Origin of the sequence: Pseudomonas sp. R1-18 (genome assembly GCF_051132095.1) — a bacterium.
Taxonomy (GTDB): Bacteria; Pseudomonadota; Gammaproteobacteria; order Pseudomonadales; family Pseudomonadaceae; genus Aquipseudomonas.
In genome coordinates this window covers 4,755,247-4,774,370 of the sequence record NZ_CP071658.1, presented here as the reverse complement: position 1 = coordinate 4,774,370, position 19,124 = coordinate 4,755,247, and the positions used below count along the sequence as shown (strand labels likewise).

The window sequence follows — 19,124 nt, the reverse complement described above, 5'->3', positions numbered from 1 at the left end:
TCAAAAGGAAAAATCAAAACGGCAGGTCGAGGTCCGGCGCAACTTTCTTGAGCTCGGCATGGAACACGTCCTTGATACGCTGCAGCTCGGCTTCGGTTTCAGCTTCGAAGCGTAATACCAGTACCGGCGTGGTATTGGAAGCGCGGACCAGTCCCCAGCCCTTCGGATAGTCCACACGGACGCCGTCGATGGTGGTCAGTTTGGCATCGCCCCACTGCGCGTCCTTCTCAAGGGCCTCGATGATGCTGAACTTGGTGACATCCGTCACCTTGATGTTGATCTCGGGGGTGGAAATGTCGTTCGGGAAGGTCTCGAACAGGTCTTCGGCGGACACCGACTCCTGGCTGAGAATTTCCAGCAGGCGTGCAGCGCTGTAGATGCCGTCGTCGAAACCGAACCAGCGTTCCTTGAAGAAGATATGGCCGCTCATCTCGCCAGCCAGCAGCGCGCCGCTTTTCTTCATTTCTTTCTTGATCAGCGAGTGACCGGTTTTCGACATGACAGGACGGCCGCCGTGCTCGCTGATCAGCGGAGTCAGGCGACGGGTGCATTTGACGTCGAAAAGAATGTCGGCGCCCGGATTGCGCTTGAGCACGTCCAGCGCGAACAGCATCAGCAGGCGGTCGGGGTAGACCACGTTGCCCTTGTTGGTTACCACGCCGACGCGGTCACCGTCACCGTCGAAGGCCAGGCCCAGATCGGCACCGGTTTCATTGACCTTGGCGATCAGGTCCTGAAGGTTTTCCAGTTTGCCCGGATCCGGATGGTGATTCGGGAAGTTGCCGTCTACCTCGGCGAACAGGGAAATGACTTCACAACCCAGGGCTTCGATCAGCTGCGGAGCGATGACGCCCGCTGCGCCGTTGCCGCAGTCGACCACGACCTTGAGCTTGCGGGCCAGGACGATGTCGTCCTTGATCTGCTTGAAGTAGCGATCAAGGATGTCGACCTTGGTGATGCTGCCTTTTTGCCAAGTCAGATTGTTGGTGCGAATGCGTTCGTGCAGCGCCTGAATCTGCTCGTTGGCCAGGGTGTCGCCAGCGATCACGATCTTGAAGCCGTTGTAGTCCTTGGGGTTGTGACTGCCGGTCAGCATCACACCGGTCTTGCCGGCCAGAACGTTGGCGGCGTAGTACAGCGCAGGAGTCGGCACCAGACCGACATCGCTGACGTGACAGCCGCTGTCGTGCAGGCCTTGAATCAACTGTTGCACCAGCTCTGGGCCGGAAAGACGGCCGTCGCGGCCAACGCTGACGTTTGGTTCGTTCTGGGCCAGGCTCTCCGAGCCGATGGCGCGACCGATCCAGTAAGCGGTTTCAGCGCTGAGAGTATCCCCGACCACGCCACGAATGTCGTAGGCACGGAAGATGGTCTCGGGAAGTTTAGGTGCCACTGATGCTTGGCTGTTCATAACGATGGAATGCTCCGATCTCAGGAAGTCCTGGTTTTCGTCGAGAATGTCGATATCGAGGATATCGGTATCTTGAAACAGCGGATCTGTCCAATCAGCGCCCGATACGGCGGGTGAAAGCCGGGCGCTGGTGGTCGCGATGCTGGGTAGTACACCGGGTTCCTCGCTCGTGGTCGGGGCAGGTGATGCCTGACTGCGAAGCGAAACGCGGGCGAGTGCCTGAGCCAGTCCATTGAGGGGGGGGAGGCTCAAACCGAAGGGTTTGACGGCTTTTCCTTCAGAGAGTTCTTGGAGCAGTTGATCCAATTGTCGAGCATCGTCACGAATCTGCCTGCGCAGCGCGCTCTGGTTGAGGTGCAGGCCCAGCACGACGCCAGCGAGCGCGATCAGCGCCGCAAGCAAAGGCAGTAGCAACGGGGGGGATGTGTCGAGCGCTTCGCCCGGCGTGAATTCCAGCTTCCAGCCAGCGTAACCGGTGTCGAAACTCAGAGGTTTGCCGCCACCGGCTTGACCGCGTTGCAGGAAAACCTGCCCCGGCGCGGTGCCGAACTGCTGGCTCAGAACCACCTTTCCTGCATCTTCGGGCAAGGCAGGCAGCGCGTTGAGCAATCGCTGTGGGTCGAAAGCCAGCAGCAGCGTGCCGCTGACGGCCTGAGCCGCATCGGCGCGTACCGGCGCCGCGCTGTAGATGACCCAGCGCTCGCCGATTTTGCGTGCCTCAGGAGCGACTTCCTGGTCTTGTCCCGCTTTGTTGAGCATATCCAGAGTGGCATAGCTCACGGGCAAAGCGCCTTGCGGATCGACGTCCGTAAGCCCTGCGGAGTTGAGGCGGGCGCCGAGCAGGCCGTCCCGGTTTTTGAGCGAGTCCTGGGCGGACTGGATCGCCACCGGATCACGGCTTTGCAGGGCGTTGACCAGCGTTGCGCTGGCAGCCGCGGCGCGAGTATCGGCCTGAAGCTGCCGGAGCGCCAGATTGACCGCGGCAGCCTGGCCGCCGCCCCAGGCCTGAGCCAGTCGGGACTGCTGGCCGGGAGTCGCCAGGGCGAGCCAGATCAGAATTGCTGCCACCGCCAGCCCGGCGATTGCGGGAATCAGCCCGGGAGACAGGGCGGTCACACTCGCCGTCAATGGACCAGCTGCGGTGGCTTGCTTTGACGCGGAGTGCTGACTGCCTTTCACCCGTCCTCTCCCTGGAGTTGGTTATGAAACCGGATTCTCTGCCTGTCGGCGAATCAGTGACTTCCGGAGTGTCCGAAACCGCCTGTGCCGCGCTGACTCTCGTCAAATGTCTCGACCAGCTCGAAACGGGCCTGAACGACCGGCACCAGCACCAGTTGAGCGATGCGTTCGCCGACAGCGATAGTGAAAGCCGTCTGCCCGCGGTTCCAGCAGGACACCATCAGTTCACCCTGGTAGTCCGAATCGATAAGCCCGACAAGATTGCCCAGCACGATGCCATGTTTGTGGCCCAGACCGGAACGCGGCAGGATCATTGCCGCAAGGCCTGGATCGCCGATGTAGATCGAAAGGCCGGTAGGGATCAGTAGCGTCTGACCCGGTTCGAGGACCGTATCCTCCTTGAGCATGGCACGCAGATCCAGGCCGGCCGAGCCAGTGGTGGCGTAGGCCGGCAGCGGGAATTGCTCGCCAATGCGAGGGTCGAGGATCTTGGCTTGTAGAGCGTGCATTCGTAGTTAAACCTGATTCATGCGGTCGGCGATAAAAGCGACCAGCTGGCGGGCAATCTTGGCCTTGCTGGTCTGGGCGAAAAGCGTTGCGTGCAACGCTCGATCGATCACGCTGCAGGCGTTTTCCTCACTGTTGAAGCCGATGTTGGGGTTGGCCACATCGTTGGCGACGATCAGGTCGAGGTTCTTGTCCTTGAGCTTGCGTGCAGCGTAATCGAGCAGATGTTCGGTTTCGGCGGCGAAACCGACGCTGAACGGGCGGTCCGGGCGGGTGGCGATAGTCGCCAGGATGTCCGGGTTGCGGACCATCTGTAGCAACAGACCGTCACCGTTCGTAGGGTCTTTCTTGAGTTTGTGCGGGGCGACCACTTCTGGCCGGTAGTCAGCCACCGCAGCAGAGGCGATGAACACATCACACGGGATTGCGGCCTCACAGGCGGCCAGCATGTCGCGAGCGCTGACCACATCAATCCGGGTTACGCGATCGGGCGTCTGCAGATTGACCGGCCCTGTGATCAGCGTCACGCGGGCACCCGCTTCAACGGCGGCTTCCGCCAGGGCGAAGCCCATCTTGCCGGAGCTGTGGTTAGTGATGTAGCGCACCGGGTCGATGTTTTCCTGGGTCGGGCCGGCGGTGATCAACACATGCTTGCCCGTCAACGTCAGGCGTTTGAAGCAATCGGCGGCGCACTGCGCCAGATCGTTGGGTTCGAGCATGCGGCCGAAACCGACATCGCCACAGGCCTGGCTGCCGGATGCCGGGCCGAATACGCGAAAGCCACGCTCTTCCAGCGCACGGGTATTGGCTTGCACGGATGCGTCGCGCCACATCGCCTGATTCATCGCAGGCGCAATCGCCACCGTGGCGTCGGTCGCCAGCACTATGGCGGTCAGCAGGTCGTTGGCAATGCCTTGGGTCAAGCGTGCGATCAGGTCGGCGGTGGCCGGCGCGATGAGAATCAGGTCAGCCCATTTGGCCAGCTCGATATGACCCATCGCGGCTTCGGCCGCAGGGTCCAGAAGATCCAGATGCACAGGGTGGCCGGAAAGGGCCTGCATGGTCAGCGGGGTGATGAACTCGGCACCACCGCGGGTCATGACGACGCGCACCTCTGCGCCGTGGTCGCGCAACCGGCGAACCAGCTCGGCGCTCTTGTAGGCCGCGATGCCGCCGCCGACGCCCAGAACGATGCGTTTTCGATACAGCCGCTGCATAGGCCTGCCTTTTGTCGAGTGGGTGCGCGGCGGCGAAGACGCCTCCCCAGGCCGGATCGCCGCGCAAAAAAGATGGGCTAAGATAGCACAGCGACCGCACTGGAACAGCGGCGTCCACACACATGGAGGTGCTATGAGTATTCGCAATTGGCCCGCGTCCGAACGCCCGCGTGAGCGTTTGCTGGAGCTGGGTGCCGAGAGTCTTTCCGACGCCGAATTGCTGGCGATCTTTCTGCGCACGGGGGTGGCCGGCAAAAGTGCTGTCGACCTTGCACGTCATCTGCTGAATCAATTCGGTGGCCTCAGACCGTTACTGGATGCTGATCTGGCTCGATTCAGCTCACAGCTGGGTCTGGGGCCCGCGAAATTTGCGCAATTGCAGGCGGTGACGGAGATGGCCCGCCGACACATGGCTGAGTCCCTGCAGCGAGGTTCGGCGCTGGAAAGTCCACGACAAGTCCGTAGCTACCTCAAGGCCATGCTGCGTCACGAGCCGCACGAGGTTTTCGGCTGTTTGTTTCTGGACACCAAGCACCGGGTCGTGACCTTCGAGATTCTGTTCCATGGCACGATCAACTCGGCTCATGTACACCCTCGTCAGGTGGTCAAGCGCGCCATGGCCAACAACGCCGCCAGCCTCATCCTCTGCCATAACCATCCCTCCGGCGTCACCGATCCGAGCAATGCCGACGTCGAATTGACCGCGCGCCTGAAACAGGCGCTGGCGCTGATCGACGTGCAAGTGCTCGATCATGTGATCATCGGCGACGGCGAGCCGCTGTCGATGGTGGAGCGGGGGTTGATGTAGTCATTACTCGCATCGCTTTTGCAGGAGCGCGTTTGCCCGCGCCTCGTCGTCGCGGGCAAGCGTGTTCCTGCATGAAAGAGCGCTTCTACTTTCCGGTCACCTTGAAGAAATCCTGCCGCCCGAACGGGCTGACCTGATAGCCGCTGACATCCTTGCGAACCAGTGCGGCGGCGGTCGGGTGGGCGAGCGGGACCCACAAGGCTTGCGCCTGGATCTGCGCCTGGGCCTGTTGATACAGCTTGCTGCGTTCGGCCTGGGCGCTGGTGGATTTGCCATCTGTGATCAGCTTGTCCAGCGTCTTGTCGCAGTAACGCGCGAAGTTGGTGCCCGACTGGACCGCCGCGCAGGAAAACTGCGGCGTCAGGAAGTTATCCGGATCACCGTTATCGCCGGCCCAGCCCATGAACAACAGGTCGTGTTCACCCGCCTTGGCGCGGCGAATCAGCTCGCCCCATTCGATGACCTTGATCTGCGCGTCAATCCCGATCTGTTTCAGGTCGGCCTGTAACAACTGCGCGCCCAGACTCGGGTTGGGATTGAGCAAACTGCCTGAAGGACGGGCCCAGATCGTGGTCTTGAAACCATCCTTCACCCCAGCCTTGGCCAGCAGCGCCCGGGCCTTGGCCGGGTCGTGCGGATAGCCACTCAGATCCCTGGCGTAACTCCAGGTATTGGGCGGGTACGGACCGCTGGCGGTCTCGGCGGTGCCTTCAAACACGGCCTTGAGGTAATTAGCCTTGTCGAAAGCAAGGTTGATGGCCTGGCGCACCTCCGGCTTGTCGAACGGCGGATGCTGGCTGTTTATCGCCACAAACGCAGTCATGAACGCTTCGGTCTTTTCTACCTTGAGCGAAGGCTCCTTGCTGGCTGCCTCGATATCCAGCGGCTTGGGCGAGAGGGCAATCTGGCATTCGTTCTGGCGAATCTTCTGCAGTCGCACGTTGGCGTCCGGCGTGATGGCGTAGATCAACGTGTCGACCTGCGGTTTACCTGCGAAATAGTCCTCGAACGCCTGATAGCGTACAGCGGCATCTTTCTGGAAGCGCTTGAACACGAACGGGCCAGTGCCTATCGGCTGGCTGTTGAGCTTCTCTGGTGTGCCTGCTTTCATCAGTTGCGAGGTGTACTCGGCCGAGTAGATCGACGCGAAGCCCATGCTCAGCGTGGCAAGAAATGTCGCGTCGGCTCGATTGAGCGTGAAACGTACGGTCTGCGGATCCGGCGACTCGATGCTTTTGATCAACGCCGGCAGTTGCATGGACTGGGCATGCGGGAAGCCGCTCTGCGCAACCTTGTGCCACGGGTTCTGCGGATCGAGCATGCGCTTGAAGCTGAACACCACGTCGTCGGCATTCAGTTCGCGGCTCGGCGTGAAGTAATCGGTGGTATGGAACTTCACTCCGCCGCGCAGTTTGAAGTCGTAAGTCAGCCCGTCGGGCGAGACCGTCCAGCTTTCGGCCAGACTTGGCACCAGCTTGCCGCTGGCCGTATCGAAGTCCACCAGTCGGTTCATCAGCACATCGGCCGAGGCGTTGGTGGTGGTCAGCGAGTTATACTGCACGACATCGAAGCCTTCGGGGCTGGCTTCGGTGCAGACCGCCAGAGATGCTGCCTGGGCCAGGCCCGGAAGCAGCAACGGCGCGAGCAAAAAGGGAATTGCAGCGAGACGCATGGCGTGATTCCTGTTCAAGAAGGGCTCCATCTGCCGGTGCAGTCTGGTGAAGGACTTACCCTAGACCATGTGTCGATACAGAACAATCGTCGCTGCGCGACGAGCGGTCGATTTGTGCGCATCCCCGTGCCGCCTGCGCAGCGCGGCATTGACGGCACATCTCACACAGGTAAAACGCTTTGCTTGTTGTTGCCTGCGAGGCTTTCTGGTATAAAGCAGCGCTCTTTTCTAGGGGCCCGGTTCCTTCACTGTAGGTGTAGCCGGTAAGACCCTTAAAGAAACGCGGCGCCTGGCGCCAAATGACTGAGAGATTAAGCGGCCAACCCATGCCGGGTTGGGCATGTGGTTTTAGAGGGCTGAGGCATGTCGAGAGTCTGTCAAGTTACCGGTAAGGGTCCGGTAACCGGGAATAACATTTCCCACGCAAACAACAAAACCCGTCGTCGTTTCCTGCCAAACCTGCAGCATCACCGCTTCTGGGTTGAAGGCGAGAAGCGTTTTGTTCGTCTGCGCGTATCTGCTAAAGGCATGCGTATCATCGACAAGCGTGGCATCGAAGTTGTGCTCGCTGAACTGCGTCGCGACGGCAAAATTTAAGGGAGAGAATCATGCGTGAATTGATCCGTTTGGTGTCGAGCGCCGGTACTGGCCACTTCTACACCACCGACAAGAACAAACGTACTACTCCGGATAAAATCGAAATCAAAAAATTCGATCCGGTTGTACGCAAGCACGTGATCTACAAAGAAGGCAAAATCAAGTAATTGATTCTGTCTGCTACAAAAAAGCCTGCAGCGATGCGGGCTTTTTTGTGCCTGCCTGTTTGGTAAACCCTTGTGCCCGAAACGCAAAACACCCGATGCAGGCATCGGGTGTTTTTGACCAGCACGCACCGGCGTCCCGGCGGGGCTGCGGCTCCAGATCCTGGATCAGCCGAAGGTGAAGCTCGAAATCAGTCCTGCGTCATCGGTGTTTACCTGAACGCGGTTCAGGTCGAACTCCCTGGTGCTGATATCATCGGCACCCAGTATGCGCGCGCGGCCGGTCAGTTCGCTGATGTAGGCTTTGACGCTCGGCACATAGCGGCTGCCAATCAGATGCTGCAGCGCCTGGATAATCTGTTCGTTGGTCATTTTCATAGTCCCTTATGAATGATGTCCGGAATGGACGCCCCTAGAATCTCCCCACAAGAGTCTGGCCATGCGTTACTTATTTATATCTTTTGCCTCGAAGACCACATAAATCTTGCGGCATGCTTCCAGGACCTCCCATGTCCCCTTGAAGCCCGCCGGGATCACGAATCTGTCGCCCGCCCGTAAAGTCTTTGCCTGATTCTGTTCATCACGCAGCACTGAAACGCCTTGAACGATCTCGCAGTATTCATGCTCGGTGTAATTGACGCGCCATTGCCCAGGCTCGCCTTCCCATACGCCGGCGTTCATCTGCCCGCACGGGCTGTTGTAATGGTTGTACACGGTCTGAACCGGGTCGCCCTTGAAAATCTTTTCCTGTGCCGGACGGTAGTGTTCTGCGGTCGTACCGGCTTCGCTGAAGTCGACGATGCTCTGGATATTCATGCTGTCCCCTTGCAATGAAATGGTGGTTCTTGAGCTCCAGCGGGAAGCATAGCGCCTGAAGCTCCGGCCCTGCTCGTTTAATAAAATCAACAAGACCGCCGTAAATCGCCTGAACCTGTCAAATATATTGGCATCCTGAAGCCTCTGGTTTAGGGTGGCGAATACCTTCGGTTGTACTGACAGATTCGCCTTTAATGTCCTATAGCCGTCCCGACATCATCAAGAGGAGGAATTCCCATGACTACCCTGACTCGTGCTGACTGGGAGCAACGCGCCCAGGATTTGAAGATAGAAGGCCGCGCCTTCATCGATGGTGAGTACACCGCCGCGGCCTCGGGCGAAACGTTCGACTGTCTGAGCCCGGTCGATGGCCGGATGCTCGCCAAAGTCGCCAGTTGTGATGCCGCTGACGCCCAGCGCGCAGTCGAAAGCGCTCGCCGTGCATTCGATTCCGGTGCATGGTCACGGATCGCTCCGGCCAAGCGCAAGGCGACCATGATCCGCTTCGCCGGGCTGCTCATACAAAACGCCGAGGAGCTGGCGCTCCTTGAAACGCTGGACATGGGCAAGCCTATCAGCGACTCCTTCAATATCGACGTACCGGGCGCTGCCGGTGCCTTGAGCTGGAGCGGCGAAGCCATCGACAAGCTGTACGACGAAGTTGCGGCCACGCCACACGATCAACTGGGCCTGGTAACCCGCGAGCCGGTTGGCGTCGTGGCCGCCATCGTCCCGTGGAACTTCCCGCTGATGATGGCCTGCTGGAAGCTGGGCCCGGCGTTGTCGACGGGCAACTCGGTGGTGTTGAAACCTTCCGAGAAATCCCCACTGACCGCCATTCGCATTGCGCAACTGGCCATCGAGGCCGGGATTCCGGCTGGCGTGCTCAACGTACTGCCAGGTTACGGCCACACCGTCGGCAAGGCGCTGGCTCTGCACATGGACGTCGATACCGTGGTGTTTACCGGCTCGACCAAAATCGCCAAGCAGTTGATGGTCTACTCGGGTGAGTCGAACATGAAACGCGTCTGGCTGGAGGCAGGCGGCAAAAGCCCGAATATCGTGTTTGCCGATGCTCCGGATCTGCAGGCTGCCGCCGAAGCCGCCGCCAGCGCCATTGCTTTCAATCAGGGCGAAGTATGTACCGCCGGTTCGCGTCTGCTGGTCGAGCGCTCCATCAAGGATCGCTTCCTGCCGCTGGTCGTAGAGGCGCTCAAGGTCTGGAAGCCAGGCAACCCGCTGGACCCCGCAACAAACGTTGGTGCGCTGGTCGACACCCAGCAGATGAACACCGTGCTGTCTTACATCGAGGCCGGGCATGCCGACGGCGCCAAACTGGTCACGGGTGGCAAACGTATTCTTGAAGAAACCGGCGGCACTTATGTCGAGCCGACGATTTTCGATGGTGTGAGCAACGCCATGAAAATCGCTCAGGAAGAGATCTTCGGGCCGGTCCTTTCAGTGCTGACCTTTGACAGCGCCGAGGAAGCTATTCGCATCGCCAACGACACGCAGTACGGCCTGGCGGCAGCGGTATGGACGGCGGACCTGTCCAAGGCGCATCTCACGGCCAAGGCGTTGCGGGCTGGTAGCGTATGGGTGAACCAATACGACGGCGGCGACATGACCGCACCGTTCGGTGGCTTCAAGCAATCGGGTAACGGCCGCGATAAATCGCTGCATGCATTCGACAAATACACCGAGCTGAAAGCGACCTGGATCAAGCTGTAAGCTTCACACCCTCCAAAAGCGCTCATGCCATGCATGAGTGCGCTGCACCGGATGCCTGACGGTCTATCTGTCAGGCATCGCGGGTCGTCAGCCGACAGCTGTTGACGGTCCGATCCGTTCGCTTCGCTTCACAAATTGGCTACAGGATTCGCACATGCGTTGGGGTACTTATTTCGCCGTGCTCGCTTCGGTGCTGAGCGTCGGTTTGGCGCTGGGTGTGAGCATGCCGCTGGTTTCCCTGCGTCTGGAGAGCTGGGGTTACGGCTCGTTCGCTATCGGGGTCATGGCCGCCATGCCGGCTATCGGCGTGCTGGTAGGCGCGGGGCTCGCCAGCCGGCTGGCGGCGCGATTCGGTACTGCCAACCTGATGCGCCTTTGTCTCTGGGCCGGAGGTGTTTCAGTCGGGCTGCTGGCGTTGCTGCCGCATTACCCGGTCTGGCTGGTGCTGCGCCTGATGCTCGGCGTTATTCTGACTATCGTGTTCGTGCTTGGCGAAAGCTGGATCAACCAGCTGGTCATCGAACGGCTACGCGGGCGACTGGTGGCGTTGTATGGCAGCACCTACGCCTTGAGCCAGTTGTCCGGCCCGTTGCTGTTGGGCGTGATCGGCACTCAGGCCGATTATGGTTTCTGGATCGGCGTGGCACTGCTCACGATTTCGCCCTTGCTGCTGTTGGGCCGTACAGGCGCGCCGACAGCAGACGCCTGCACCGTCACGTTCCGCAATCTGCTCGCCTTCTGCCGCACCATGCCCGCCATCGCGTGGGCAATCGCGCTATTTGCGGCCTTCGAGGCGCTGATTCTGACGCTGTTGCCTATCTACAGTCTGCGCCAGGGCTTCAGTCCCGAGGTCGCATTGGTCATGGTCAGCACAGTCGTGGTCGGCGATGCATGTCTGCAACTGCCGATCGGGATGCTCGCGGACAGGTTCTCCCGGCGCAGGCTGTTTTCCGGCTGCGCCATTGCCTTGCTGATATCCAGCCTGCTGGTGCCGGTGTTGATTCATACCCGCTTGATCTGGCCGCTCTGGGTGCTGTTCGGCGCCAGCGCGGGCGGCTTGTTCACCTTGTCGCTGATCATCATCGGCGAGCGTTTCCGAGACGATGCGCTGGTCCGCGCCAATGCTCACGTGGCGCAGCTGTGGGGTATCGGCTGTCTGCTCGGGCCACTGGCGGCCGGTGCCGGCAGCCAATGGATCAGTGGGCACGCCTTGCCGCTGCTGATGGCGGCCGGTGCGTTCGGTCTGGTGATCGTGACATTCAAGCGCGATGCGTTTGGAGCGAAAGCCGTAAAGGCCTGAAAGGTTTTACAGAATGGTAGGAGCGCGCTTGCCCGCGAACAGCCTTACGCGGTTTGCCTGGCACAGCGCGTCGTACGTGTCGCGGGCAAGCGCGCTCCTGCAAACCGAAAGCAGCACGAAGGAACGGACATTCTCTAAAGCATGCGCTCCAGACCCACGACCTTGCTGAACCACGCATTGACCCGACGCCACCAGTCGCCGGGCTCGGTGCGCAAGGTGTGAATCTGCCCATTGTCCTCGGTGACCCACACCACCTTGCCGTCCTCCAGCCTTGCCTCGTAGCTCAGCGCCGGAGCCATGCCTTGCAACGTCAGCTCGCGCAGTTGCTCGGCCAGCTTCGGGCTGTCGACCAGTACACCGACCTCGGTGTTCCACAGTACTGAACGTGGATCGAAGTTGAACGAGCCGACGAAGATCTTGCGCCGGTCAAAGACCATGGCCTTGCTGTGCAGACTAGAGTCGGAGCTGGCAATCGAATGACTTTCCTTGAACAGTCGTGGCCCGCTGTCGCGGAAGGTTTCCAGGTCACCCGGCTGGCGGCGCAGCTCGAAAAGTCTGACGCCGTGTTCAAGCAGCGCCTTGCGATAAGGCGTGTAGCCACCGTGCACCGCCGGTACGTCGGTGGCTTCCAGTGAGTTGGTCAGCAAGCTTACATCCACGCCCGCATCCGCCCGGCCCGTCAAGTACAGCAGGCCGGCTTCGCCTGGCACGAAGTAGGCGGAAATCAGCATCAGCTCCTTGCGTGTATTGATCAGCTCCGGTGCCAGCTGAGTCGTCAACAGCAGGTGTGGATCAGGCTCGCCCTGGGCCAGCACTTTGGTAGGCGCATCCCACAGCGCCTGGTTGTAGGCCCAGTCCAGTTCGTTGAGCCAAACCTTCAACCGTGGCTGGCTCTTGTAAGCCATCAGCCGCTCGAAGAGCGCCTTGTGCTGCTGATGAGCCTGTTCGAGCGACGCCTCCAGTTTCCGGCGTGCCTTGGCGAGATCCTTGACGGTCGGCAAAAAGTACATGAAATCGGCGATAGGCTTGCTCAGCGTACTGTTCCAGTACTGATCGAAACTGTGGCCCAGTTGCTCGGCGACGGGGCCGACGCTGAGCATGTCGATGTCGGTGAAATTCAGCTTGGTTTCCGCATCGAAATATTCGTCGCCCAGATTGCGGCCGCCGACGATGGCAACGCTGCTGTCGGCCAGCCACAGCTTGTTGTGCATGCGCCGATGCTGTTGCGACAGGTTCATCAGGCGTCCGACGCTGCGGGTGACGCCCGTTTCACGGCCCAGGTTCTGCGGGTTGAACAGGCGGATTTCGATGTTCGGGTGCGCGGCGAGCGTTGCAATGGCGTGGTCAAGGCCGTCGCTGGTGGTGTCGTCCAGCAGAATGCGTACTCGCACGCCACGGTCTGCCGCTTTGAGCAATTCATCGATCAGGGCGCGTGTGCTCAGACCGTCGTGAACGATGTAGTACTGCAGGTCCAGACTGGTCCTGGCATTGCGAATCAGTTCGGCGCGGGCCTTGAAAGCATCGCTGCTGTCGGGCAGCAGACGAAACCCGGAACGACCTTCATGGGGCTTCGCCATGGCCTGAATCGAGCGGCCGAATGCCGATGCCTGAGGCGGCGTAGCCTGGCTGGGCTGGTTCTCGGTGCCAACGTGGGCACAACCGGTCACGCACAGTGCAACCAGCAGGCAAAAGGGCAGGGCCCATGATTTTTTCAAAAGGATTTTCCGTGTCTGGGTGTAACGAGGTACGCCGATAGGACACTGCAAAACCGGAAAAATTTTCCGGCTTCAGTCTGTTTCCGCCAGTAACTTCGCAATGGAAGCGCCGACCTTGCGCACGGCCTCTTCGATTTCAGGCGTCGGCTTGGCTGCGTAGTTCATGCGCAGGCAATTCCGATACTTGCCGGAAGCCGAGAAGATACTGCCTACGGCGACCTGAACACCCTGACCCGCAAGCGCCCGGTTCAGGCGCAGCGTATCGAAACCCTCGACCAGTTCGATCCACAGCATGAAACCGCCTTGCGGCCGGCTTACTCGCGTGCCTTCAGGGAAGTAACGCATTACCCAGTCGATCATTTGCTCGCGCCCACGCTGATACTGAGTGCGCATGCGCCGCAAGTGCGGCTCGTAATGCCCGCCCTCAAGAAAATCGGCTATCGCCAACTGCGGCTGCGGCGCGGTCGAACCGGTGCCTATGTACTTCATGTGCAGCACCTGTTCCAGATAGCGCCCCGGCGCTACCCAGCCGACGCGCAGTCCGGGCGCGAGGGTCTTGGAGAATGAACTGCACAGCAGCACTCGGCCGTCCTCATCGAACGATTTGATAGTGCGTGGACGAGGATAGGTGTAGGCGAGGTCGCCATACACGTCGTCTTCGATGATCGGCACATCGAAGCGTTGCGCCAGTGTCAGCAACGCCCGCTTGCGAGCCTCAGGCATCACGTAGCCCAGCGGATTGTTGCAGCTGGGCGTGAGCTGGATGGCTTTGATCGGCCATTGTTCCAGTGCCAGCTCCAGCGCTTCGAGGCTGATGCCGACCAGCGGATCGGTGGGGATTTCCAGCGCCTTCATGCCCAGCCCCTTGAGGGTCTGCATGGCACCGAAAAAGCTCGGCGAGTCTACGGCAACAATGTCACCGGGCGAGCACAGCGCGCGGACGCAGGCTGAAAGCGCTTCGTGGCAGCCGCTGGTGATCAGCAGATCGTTGGCCGTCAGATTGCAGCCTGAGTCCAGCATCAGTCGGGCGATCTGCTCGCGAAGTGTATGGACGCCGGAGATATTGTCGTAATACAGACCTGGCATGCTCTGACGGCGACTCAACTGACTCAAGGCACGCATCAGCGGCCTGAGCGTCGGGCTGCTGACATCCGGCATGCCACGGCCCAGCTGCGTGACCGCTTCGGCGGGGGATACCCGAATCAGATCCAGCACCTGATCCCACTGAGAGATATCCACAGGTCGTTGCATAGGCCGACCTACAACCGGAAGCGCCGGAGCTTGCCGACTGGCGGATACGAAATAGCCGGACTTGGGTTTCGGCGTCGCCAGCCCGTTGTCCTCCAGAACCCGATAAGCCTGCTGAACAGTGCTGAGACTGACGCCATGTTCAACGCTCAGCGCCCGCACCGATGGCAGCCGGTCGCCAGGGCGATAGAAGCCGTTCTCGATGCGTGAACCGAGCAGTTCGGCGAGGTTGACATAGAGCGTCATGGCATACTCTCGGATGAGCAGGAGGAGTGAAAGCAATACAGATAGGCGAAAAATATAACATTCAGTATGTTTTTCAAACGATCTGTATGGATTATTAAATCAGTCTTTGAATCTGTAATGGTTTAATCGCCCGCGTCATCATAAATCACATTGGACGTGATGGAGGAACGGCAAAATGAACGGGCTTACAGATGCAAGGTTGGCGCTACTGAGCAGGGAATGCGAGCTGGCTGAAAGCGCTTCGAGCATGACCGGCGACAGCGTACCAAAGAAGAGCGCGATACCGGCAGGCATGAGTCGTTGGGCGCTCTACCGGCACCGCGCACGTTCCCGGCGCGCCCTGCTGGAACTGACCGACGCCCAGTTGCGCGACATCGGCCTCGATTTTCAGCAGGCCAGAAGCGAGGGAATGAAACCTTTCTGGCGAGAGTGACGGCTGGTCAGCGCAGCTCTTTGAGGCGATGCCAGAGCATGCCCAGCGCCAGTAACGGCGAGCGCAAGTGCTTGCCGCCCGGGAAGGTCATGTGCGGCACCTTGGCGAACAGCTCGAAACCGTCACTGTGCTGACCGGCGATGGCTTCGCCGAGCAAGCGCCCGGCCAGATGCGTAGCGTTGAGGCCGTGGCCTGCATAGGCCTGGGCGTAGAACACATTGCGCTGGTCCTTGAGCTGTCCGATCTGGGGCAAACGGTTGGCACCGATACCAATCATGCCGCCCCACTGATAGTCGATGCGCACATTCGCCAGTTGCGGGAAAACGTCGAGCATCTTGGGGCGCATGTAAGCGGCGATATCCTTCGGATCGCGTCCGGAATAATGGCAGGCGCCGCCGAACAGCAGACGGCGGTCCGCAGACAGTCGGTAATAATCCACCGTCACTCGTTGGTCGCAGACCGCCATGTCCCGAGGCAACAGCTGGCGGGCTTGCTCGGTGCTGAGCGGTTCGGTGGCGATGATGTAGCTACCGGCAGGCAACACTTTGCCGCCGATTTCAGGGTTGAGGCCGTTCAGGTAAGCGTTGCCGCACAGCACCAGCGTCTGGGCATGCACCGTTCCTTGAGCGGTATGCACCTTGGCCTGTGGTCCGTATTCGATGCGGGTAACGGAAGAGTGCTCGAACAGTTGCACCCCGAGCGACGCCGCGACCGCGGCTTCGCCCAGTGCCAGGTTAAGCGGGTGCAGGTGCCCGGAACCCATATCGATCAGGCCGCCGGCGTAGCGATCGGACCCTACTACGGTATGCATGTCCTGCGGCTGGACCAGCTGCAGTTCGTGACGGTAGCCTAGCTCGCGCAGTTCTTCTGCATCTTCAGCCAGACCGTCCAGCTCCCGTGGTTTGTTGGCCAGATCGCAATAGCCCCATTTGAGGGCGCAATCGATGCCGTGCCGCTCGACGCGCTCGCGGACGATTTCCACCGCTTCGAGCCCCATCAGCTTGAGATGGCGGACCCCTTGCTCGCCGATGACTGACGTGAAACGTTCGACGCCATGCCCCACGCCACGGATGAGCTGACCGCCATTGCGCCCGCTGGCGCCCCAGCCGATCTTGCGCGCCTCAAGCAGAGCCACACTCAAGCCGCGCTCAGCCAGTTCGATGGCGGTGTTGAGCCCGGAGAACCCGCCGCCTACCACGCACACGTCTACTTTCAGGTCGCCTTGCAGTGCAGGGTGGTCTGGCTGCGGATGGCTGCTGGCGGCGTAGTAGGAGGCGGCATGCTGATCGTGCGCGCGGGCGTTCATGAAGTGTCCTGTGGGTGGCGAGTAAAGTCGGTACGCAGGATAAGCCGCTGTCACCGGCCTGCCAACTGAGGCAAAATCGCGCCAAAGCGTTCGAGTGGTTGACTCAATGAGCTGCAACAGTCAGAAAATCCGCGATCTGCGGCGGCAGATTCCCTCTTTCGAGTGCGTACCGGGTTGCCACGATTGCTGCGGACCGGTCACCACTTCCAGTGAAGAAATGTCGCGCCTGCCACGCAAGACTGCCGCTGAACAGGAAGCGGCCCTCAATGAACTCAACTGCGTGCACCTCGGCCCGCAGGGCTGCACGGTGTATGAAGAACGGCCGCTGATCTGTCGATTGTTCGGTACCACTAAAACCCTGCCTTGCCCCAATGGGCGCGGTCCTGTCGAGCTGATTCATCCACGCGTTGAAAAACAGGTGCATGACTTCATTGCCTCGACACGGCAGGTGCTGGTCTAGCGCCGGGTTTGCTTCAGTCCGCAATCGGCAGGCTCAGACTCTCTTTCACTTCCTCCATCACGATGTAGCTCTTGGATTCGCGCACGTGCGGCAGTTTGAGCAGGATGTCGCCGAGCAGCTTGCGGTAGGACGCCATTTCCGAGATGCGCGCCTTGACCAGGTAATCGAAGTCGCCGGACACCAGATGGCATTCCAGTACGTGCGGCAGCTTGAGGACGGCGCGGCGGAACTCTTCAAACGTGTCGCCCGACTTGTAGTCCAGGCTGATTTCCACGAATACCAGCAGGCTGGCCTTCAGGCTTTGCGGATCGAGACGTGCGTTGTAGCCCATGATGATGCCTTCACGCTCCAGTCTGCGAACCCGTTCAGTACACGGCGTAGTGGAAAGGCCGACCCTTTCGCCCAGCTCCGTGAACGAAATACGTCCATCCGCCTGAAGGATGCGCAGGATATTGCGGTCGATCTTGTCCAGCTCACGTTTTGACTGATGTTGGGTACGCACGGTCGAGGTCCTCTCTACCAAAGCATTCATTGCCGGGATTTAACACTGAATATACGCAGTTATATGGTGAGAAACACTGCTCGTTGCTCCATATACTGCCTGCATCCTTGCTTAAAACTTCAAAACGTCAGCGGATATCCGCGATGAGGTCTTCGACATGCGCGTTCTGGTCCTTGGTAGTGGTGTGATCGGTACAACCAGTGCCTGGTATCTGGCGCGGGCGGGCTTTGAAGTGACCGTCGTTGACCGTCAGCCGGCTGCTGCGATGGAAACCAGTTTCGCCAACGCAGGCCAGGTTTCGCCGGGTTATGCGTCTCCGTGGGCCGCGCCGGGCGTGCCGCTCAAGGCCATCAAGTGGCTGTTGCAACGTCATGCGCCGCTGGCGATCAAGGCTACCGCTGATATCGACCAGTACTTGTGGATGGCGCAGATGCTGCGCAACTGCACGGCCAGCCGTTATGCGGTCAACAAGGAGCGCATGGTCCGGCTGTCCGAGTACAGCCGCGACTGTCTGGACGAGTTGCGCGCTGAAACCGGTATTGCTTATGAGGGTCGCACCCTCGGCACCACTCAGCTGTTCCGTACTCAGGAGCAACTGGACAACGCTGCCAAGGACATCGCTGTACTCGAACAGTCCGGCGTGCCGTATGAGCTGCTGGACCGTGCGGGTATCGCCCGGGTCGAGCCGGCGCTCGCCGGGGTGACCAATATCCTCAGCGGTGCCTTGCGTCTGCCGAACGACCAGACCGGCGATTGCCAGCTTTTCACCACCCGTCTGGCGGAAATGGCTGCGAAGCTGGGCGTGGAGTTCCGCTACGGGCAGAACATCGAACGTCTCGACCACACAGGTGACCGCATCAACGGTGTGTGGATCGACGGCAAGCTGGAAACCGCCGACCGTTACGTGTTGGCGCTGGGTAGCTACTCGCCGCAGTTGCTCAAGCCACTTGGCATCAGGGTCCCGGTCTATCCGCTCAAGGGTTATTCCCTGACAGTGCCAATCACCAACGGTGACATGGCGCCCACCTCAACGATCCTCGACGAAACCTACAAGGTCGCGATCACTCGTTTCGACAACCGGATTCGCGTGGGCGGAATGGCGGAAATCGCCGGGTTCGACCTGTCGCTCAATCCGCGTCGACGCGAAACGCTGGAGATGATCGTCGGCGACCTCTATCCTCAGGGCGGCGACCTTGCCCAGGCCAGCTTCTGGACCGGGCTGCGTCCGACTACTCCAGATGGCACGCCGATCGTGGGGGCGACTTCATTGCGCAACCTGTTCCTGAACACCGGGCACGGCACGCTCGGCTGGACCATGGCTTGCGGTTCCGGTCGGCTGTTGGCCGACCTGATGGCAAGCAGGACGCCCCAGATCAGCGCCGCAGGCCTGGATATCTTTCGTTATGGCAGTACCAAGGAGAACGCAAAGCATGTCAATCCGGCGCCAGCTCACCAATGAGCGCATGAGTCAGATCGTCGTCCACAATGGCACTGTCTATCTGGCGGGCCAGGTAGCTGATGACCTGAGTGCGGGGATCGAGCAACAGACGCAGCAGACGCTGGACACTGTCGAACGGCTGCTGGACCTGGCCGGTACCGACAAGAACCGTATCCTGTCGGTGACTATCTACCTGAAGGACATTGACGCCCACTTCCAGGACATGAACAGCGTGTGGGACAAGTGGCTGCCAAAGGGTGTCGCGCCAGCCCGTGCGACGGTTGAAGCCAAGTTGTGTGAACCTGAAATTCTGGTTGAGCTGTCGGTTACCGCAGCCCTGCCATAACCGTTTTCCTTGGCCCGGCGACCTCCCT

Annotated in this window: 19 protein-coding genes; 9 read left to right on the top strand and 10 right to left on the bottom strand. The window is 60.2% G+C overall.

Annotation, left to right across the window (positions count from 1 at the left end):
• Nucleotides 1-13: 13 nt before the first annotated feature.
• The 3 genes from J3P77_RS21680 to coaBC are packed head-to-tail and all read right to left on the bottom strand — an operon-like array spanning nucleotide 14 to nucleotide 4,314.
• Entirely contained in the window at nucleotides 14-2,590 is a 2,577-nt protein-coding gene (locus J3P77_RS21680) for a phosphomannomutase/phosphoglucomutase (protein WP_434678649.1), read from the bottom strand.
• Between the two features lie 53 nt (nucleotides 2,591-2,643).
• Nucleotides 2,644-3,099, bottom strand: coding sequence for a dUTP diphosphatase (dut, locus tag J3P77_RS21675; RefSeq protein WP_434678648.1), 456 nt, complete (start codon nucleotides 3,097-3,099; stop codon nucleotides 2,644-2,646).
• A gap of 6 nt (nucleotides 3,100-3,105) precedes the next feature.
• Nucleotides 3,106-4,314: a bifunctional phosphopantothenoylcysteine decarboxylase/phosphopantothenate--cysteine ligase CoaBC gene (gene coaBC / locus J3P77_RS21670; protein ID WP_434678647.1), complete on the bottom strand. Its 1,209-nt coding sequence runs from the start codon at nucleotides 4,312-4,314 to the stop codon at nucleotides 3,106-3,108.
• A gap of 133 nt (nucleotides 4,315-4,447) precedes the next feature.
• On the opposite strand from coaBC, the gene radC reads away from it, so the two are divergent.
• Nucleotides 4,448-5,122, top strand: coding sequence for a RadC family protein (gene radC, locus J3P77_RS21665; RefSeq protein WP_434678646.1), 675 nt, complete (start codon nucleotides 4,448-4,450; stop codon nucleotides 5,120-5,122).
• Nucleotides 5,123-5,207: 85 nt separating this feature from the next.
• Here the strand turns inward: radC and J3P77_RS21660 are convergent, their stop codons facing one another.
• Nucleotides 5,208-6,794, bottom strand: coding sequence for an ABC transporter substrate-binding protein (locus J3P77_RS21660; protein WP_434678644.1), 1,587 nt, complete (start codon nucleotides 6,792-6,794; stop codon nucleotides 5,208-5,210).
• Between the two features lie 363 nt (nucleotides 6,795-7,157).
• Here J3P77_RS21660 and rpmB point away from each other — a divergent pair, with 363 nt between their 5' ends.
• Nucleotides 7,158-7,391, top strand: coding sequence for a 50S ribosomal protein L28 (gene rpmB, locus J3P77_RS21655; RefSeq protein WP_002551514.1), 234 nt, complete (start codon nucleotides 7,158-7,160; stop codon nucleotides 7,389-7,391).
• An 11-nt stretch (nucleotides 7,392-7,402) separates the two neighbouring features.
• A complete protein-coding gene (rpmG, locus tag J3P77_RS21650; protein WP_002551515.1) occupies nucleotides 7,403-7,558 on the top strand; it encodes a 50S ribosomal protein L33 in 156 nt (51 codons plus the stop codon).
• Between the two features lie 165 nt (nucleotides 7,559-7,723).
• On the opposite strand, the gene J3P77_RS21645 is transcribed toward rpmG, so the two are convergent.
• Both J3P77_RS21645 and J3P77_RS21640 read right to left on the bottom strand, forming a co-directional pair.
• Complete coding sequence (locus J3P77_RS21645) at nucleotides 7,724-7,927, bottom strand: hypothetical protein (RefSeq protein ID WP_434678639.1); 204 nt, start codon at nucleotides 7,925-7,927, stop codon at nucleotides 7,724-7,726.
• 72 nt (nucleotides 7,928-7,999) lie between these two features.
• Nucleotides 8,000-8,371, bottom strand: a complete 372-nt coding sequence (locus J3P77_RS21640) for a cupin domain-containing protein (protein ID WP_434678637.1) — start codon at nucleotides 8,369-8,371, stop codon at nucleotides 8,000-8,002.
• A gap of 237 nt (nucleotides 8,372-8,608) precedes the next feature.
• On the opposite strand from J3P77_RS21640, the gene J3P77_RS21635 reads away from it, so the two are divergent.
• A complete protein-coding gene (locus J3P77_RS21635) occupies nucleotides 8,609-10,102 on the top strand; it encodes an aldehyde dehydrogenase (protein ID WP_434678635.1) in 1,494 nt (497 codons plus the stop codon).
• A 154-nt stretch (nucleotides 10,103-10,256) separates the two neighbouring features.
• On the top strand, nucleotides 10,257-11,402 hold the full coding sequence (locus tag J3P77_RS21630) for an MFS transporter (protein WP_434678634.1): 1,146 nt from the start codon (nucleotides 10,257-10,259) through the stop codon (nucleotides 11,400-11,402).
• 134 nt (nucleotides 11,403-11,536) lie between these two features.
• Here J3P77_RS21630 and J3P77_RS21625 read toward each other — a convergent pair whose 3' ends face one another.
• Together J3P77_RS21625 and J3P77_RS21620 are read right to left on the bottom strand one after the other, a co-directional pair.
• A complete protein-coding gene (locus J3P77_RS21625) occupies nucleotides 11,537-13,117 on the bottom strand; it encodes a phospholipase D family protein (protein WP_434678632.1) in 1,581 nt (526 codons plus the stop codon).
• 72 nt (nucleotides 13,118-13,189) lie between these two features.
• A complete protein-coding gene (locus J3P77_RS21620) occupies nucleotides 13,190-14,611 on the bottom strand; it encodes a PLP-dependent aminotransferase family protein (protein WP_434678630.1) in 1,422 nt (473 codons plus the stop codon).
• 175 nt (nucleotides 14,612-14,786) lie between these two features.
• On the opposite strand from J3P77_RS21620, the gene J3P77_RS21615 reads away from it, so the two are divergent.
• Nucleotides 14,787-15,044, top strand: a complete 258-nt coding sequence (locus J3P77_RS21615; RefSeq protein WP_434678628.1) for a DUF1127 domain-containing protein — start codon at nucleotides 14,787-14,789, stop codon at nucleotides 15,042-15,044.
• 7 nt (nucleotides 15,045-15,051) lie between these two features.
• Here the strand turns inward: J3P77_RS21615 and J3P77_RS21610 are convergent, their stop codons facing one another.
• Nucleotides 15,052-16,350, bottom strand: a complete 1,299-nt coding sequence (locus J3P77_RS21610) for an NAD(P)/FAD-dependent oxidoreductase (protein WP_434678627.1) — start codon at nucleotides 16,348-16,350, stop codon at nucleotides 15,052-15,054.
• A gap of 106 nt (nucleotides 16,351-16,456) precedes the next feature.
• Here J3P77_RS21610 and J3P77_RS21605 point away from each other — a divergent pair, with 106 nt between their 5' ends.
• Nucleotides 16,457-16,810 (top strand): YkgJ family cysteine cluster protein, encoded by a 354-nt coding sequence (locus J3P77_RS21605; RefSeq protein ID WP_434678625.1) that lies wholly within the window; start codon nucleotides 16,457-16,459, stop codon nucleotides 16,808-16,810.
• A gap of 13 nt (nucleotides 16,811-16,823) precedes the next feature.
• On the opposite strand, the gene J3P77_RS21600 is transcribed toward J3P77_RS21605, so the two are convergent.
• Complete coding sequence (locus J3P77_RS21600; protein WP_434678623.1) at nucleotides 16,824-17,312, bottom strand: Lrp/AsnC ligand binding domain-containing protein; 489 nt, start codon at nucleotides 17,310-17,312, stop codon at nucleotides 16,824-16,826.
• Nucleotides 17,313-17,469: 157 nt separating this feature from the next.
• On the opposite strand from J3P77_RS21600, the gene dadA reads away from it, so the two are divergent.
• Together dadA and J3P77_RS21590 are read left to right on the top strand one after the other, a co-directional pair.
• A complete protein-coding gene (dadA, locus tag J3P77_RS21595) occupies nucleotides 17,470-18,771 on the top strand; it encodes a D-amino acid dehydrogenase (RefSeq protein ID WP_434678621.1) in 1,302 nt (433 codons plus the stop codon).
• Nucleotides 18,743-19,096: a RidA family protein gene (locus J3P77_RS21590; RefSeq protein ID WP_434678620.1), complete on the top strand. Its 354-nt coding sequence runs from the start codon at nucleotides 18,743-18,745 to the stop codon at nucleotides 19,094-19,096. Before dadA ends, J3P77_RS21590 begins: the two co-directional genes overlap by 29 nt.
• Nucleotides 19,097-19,124: the final 28 nt, after the last annotated feature.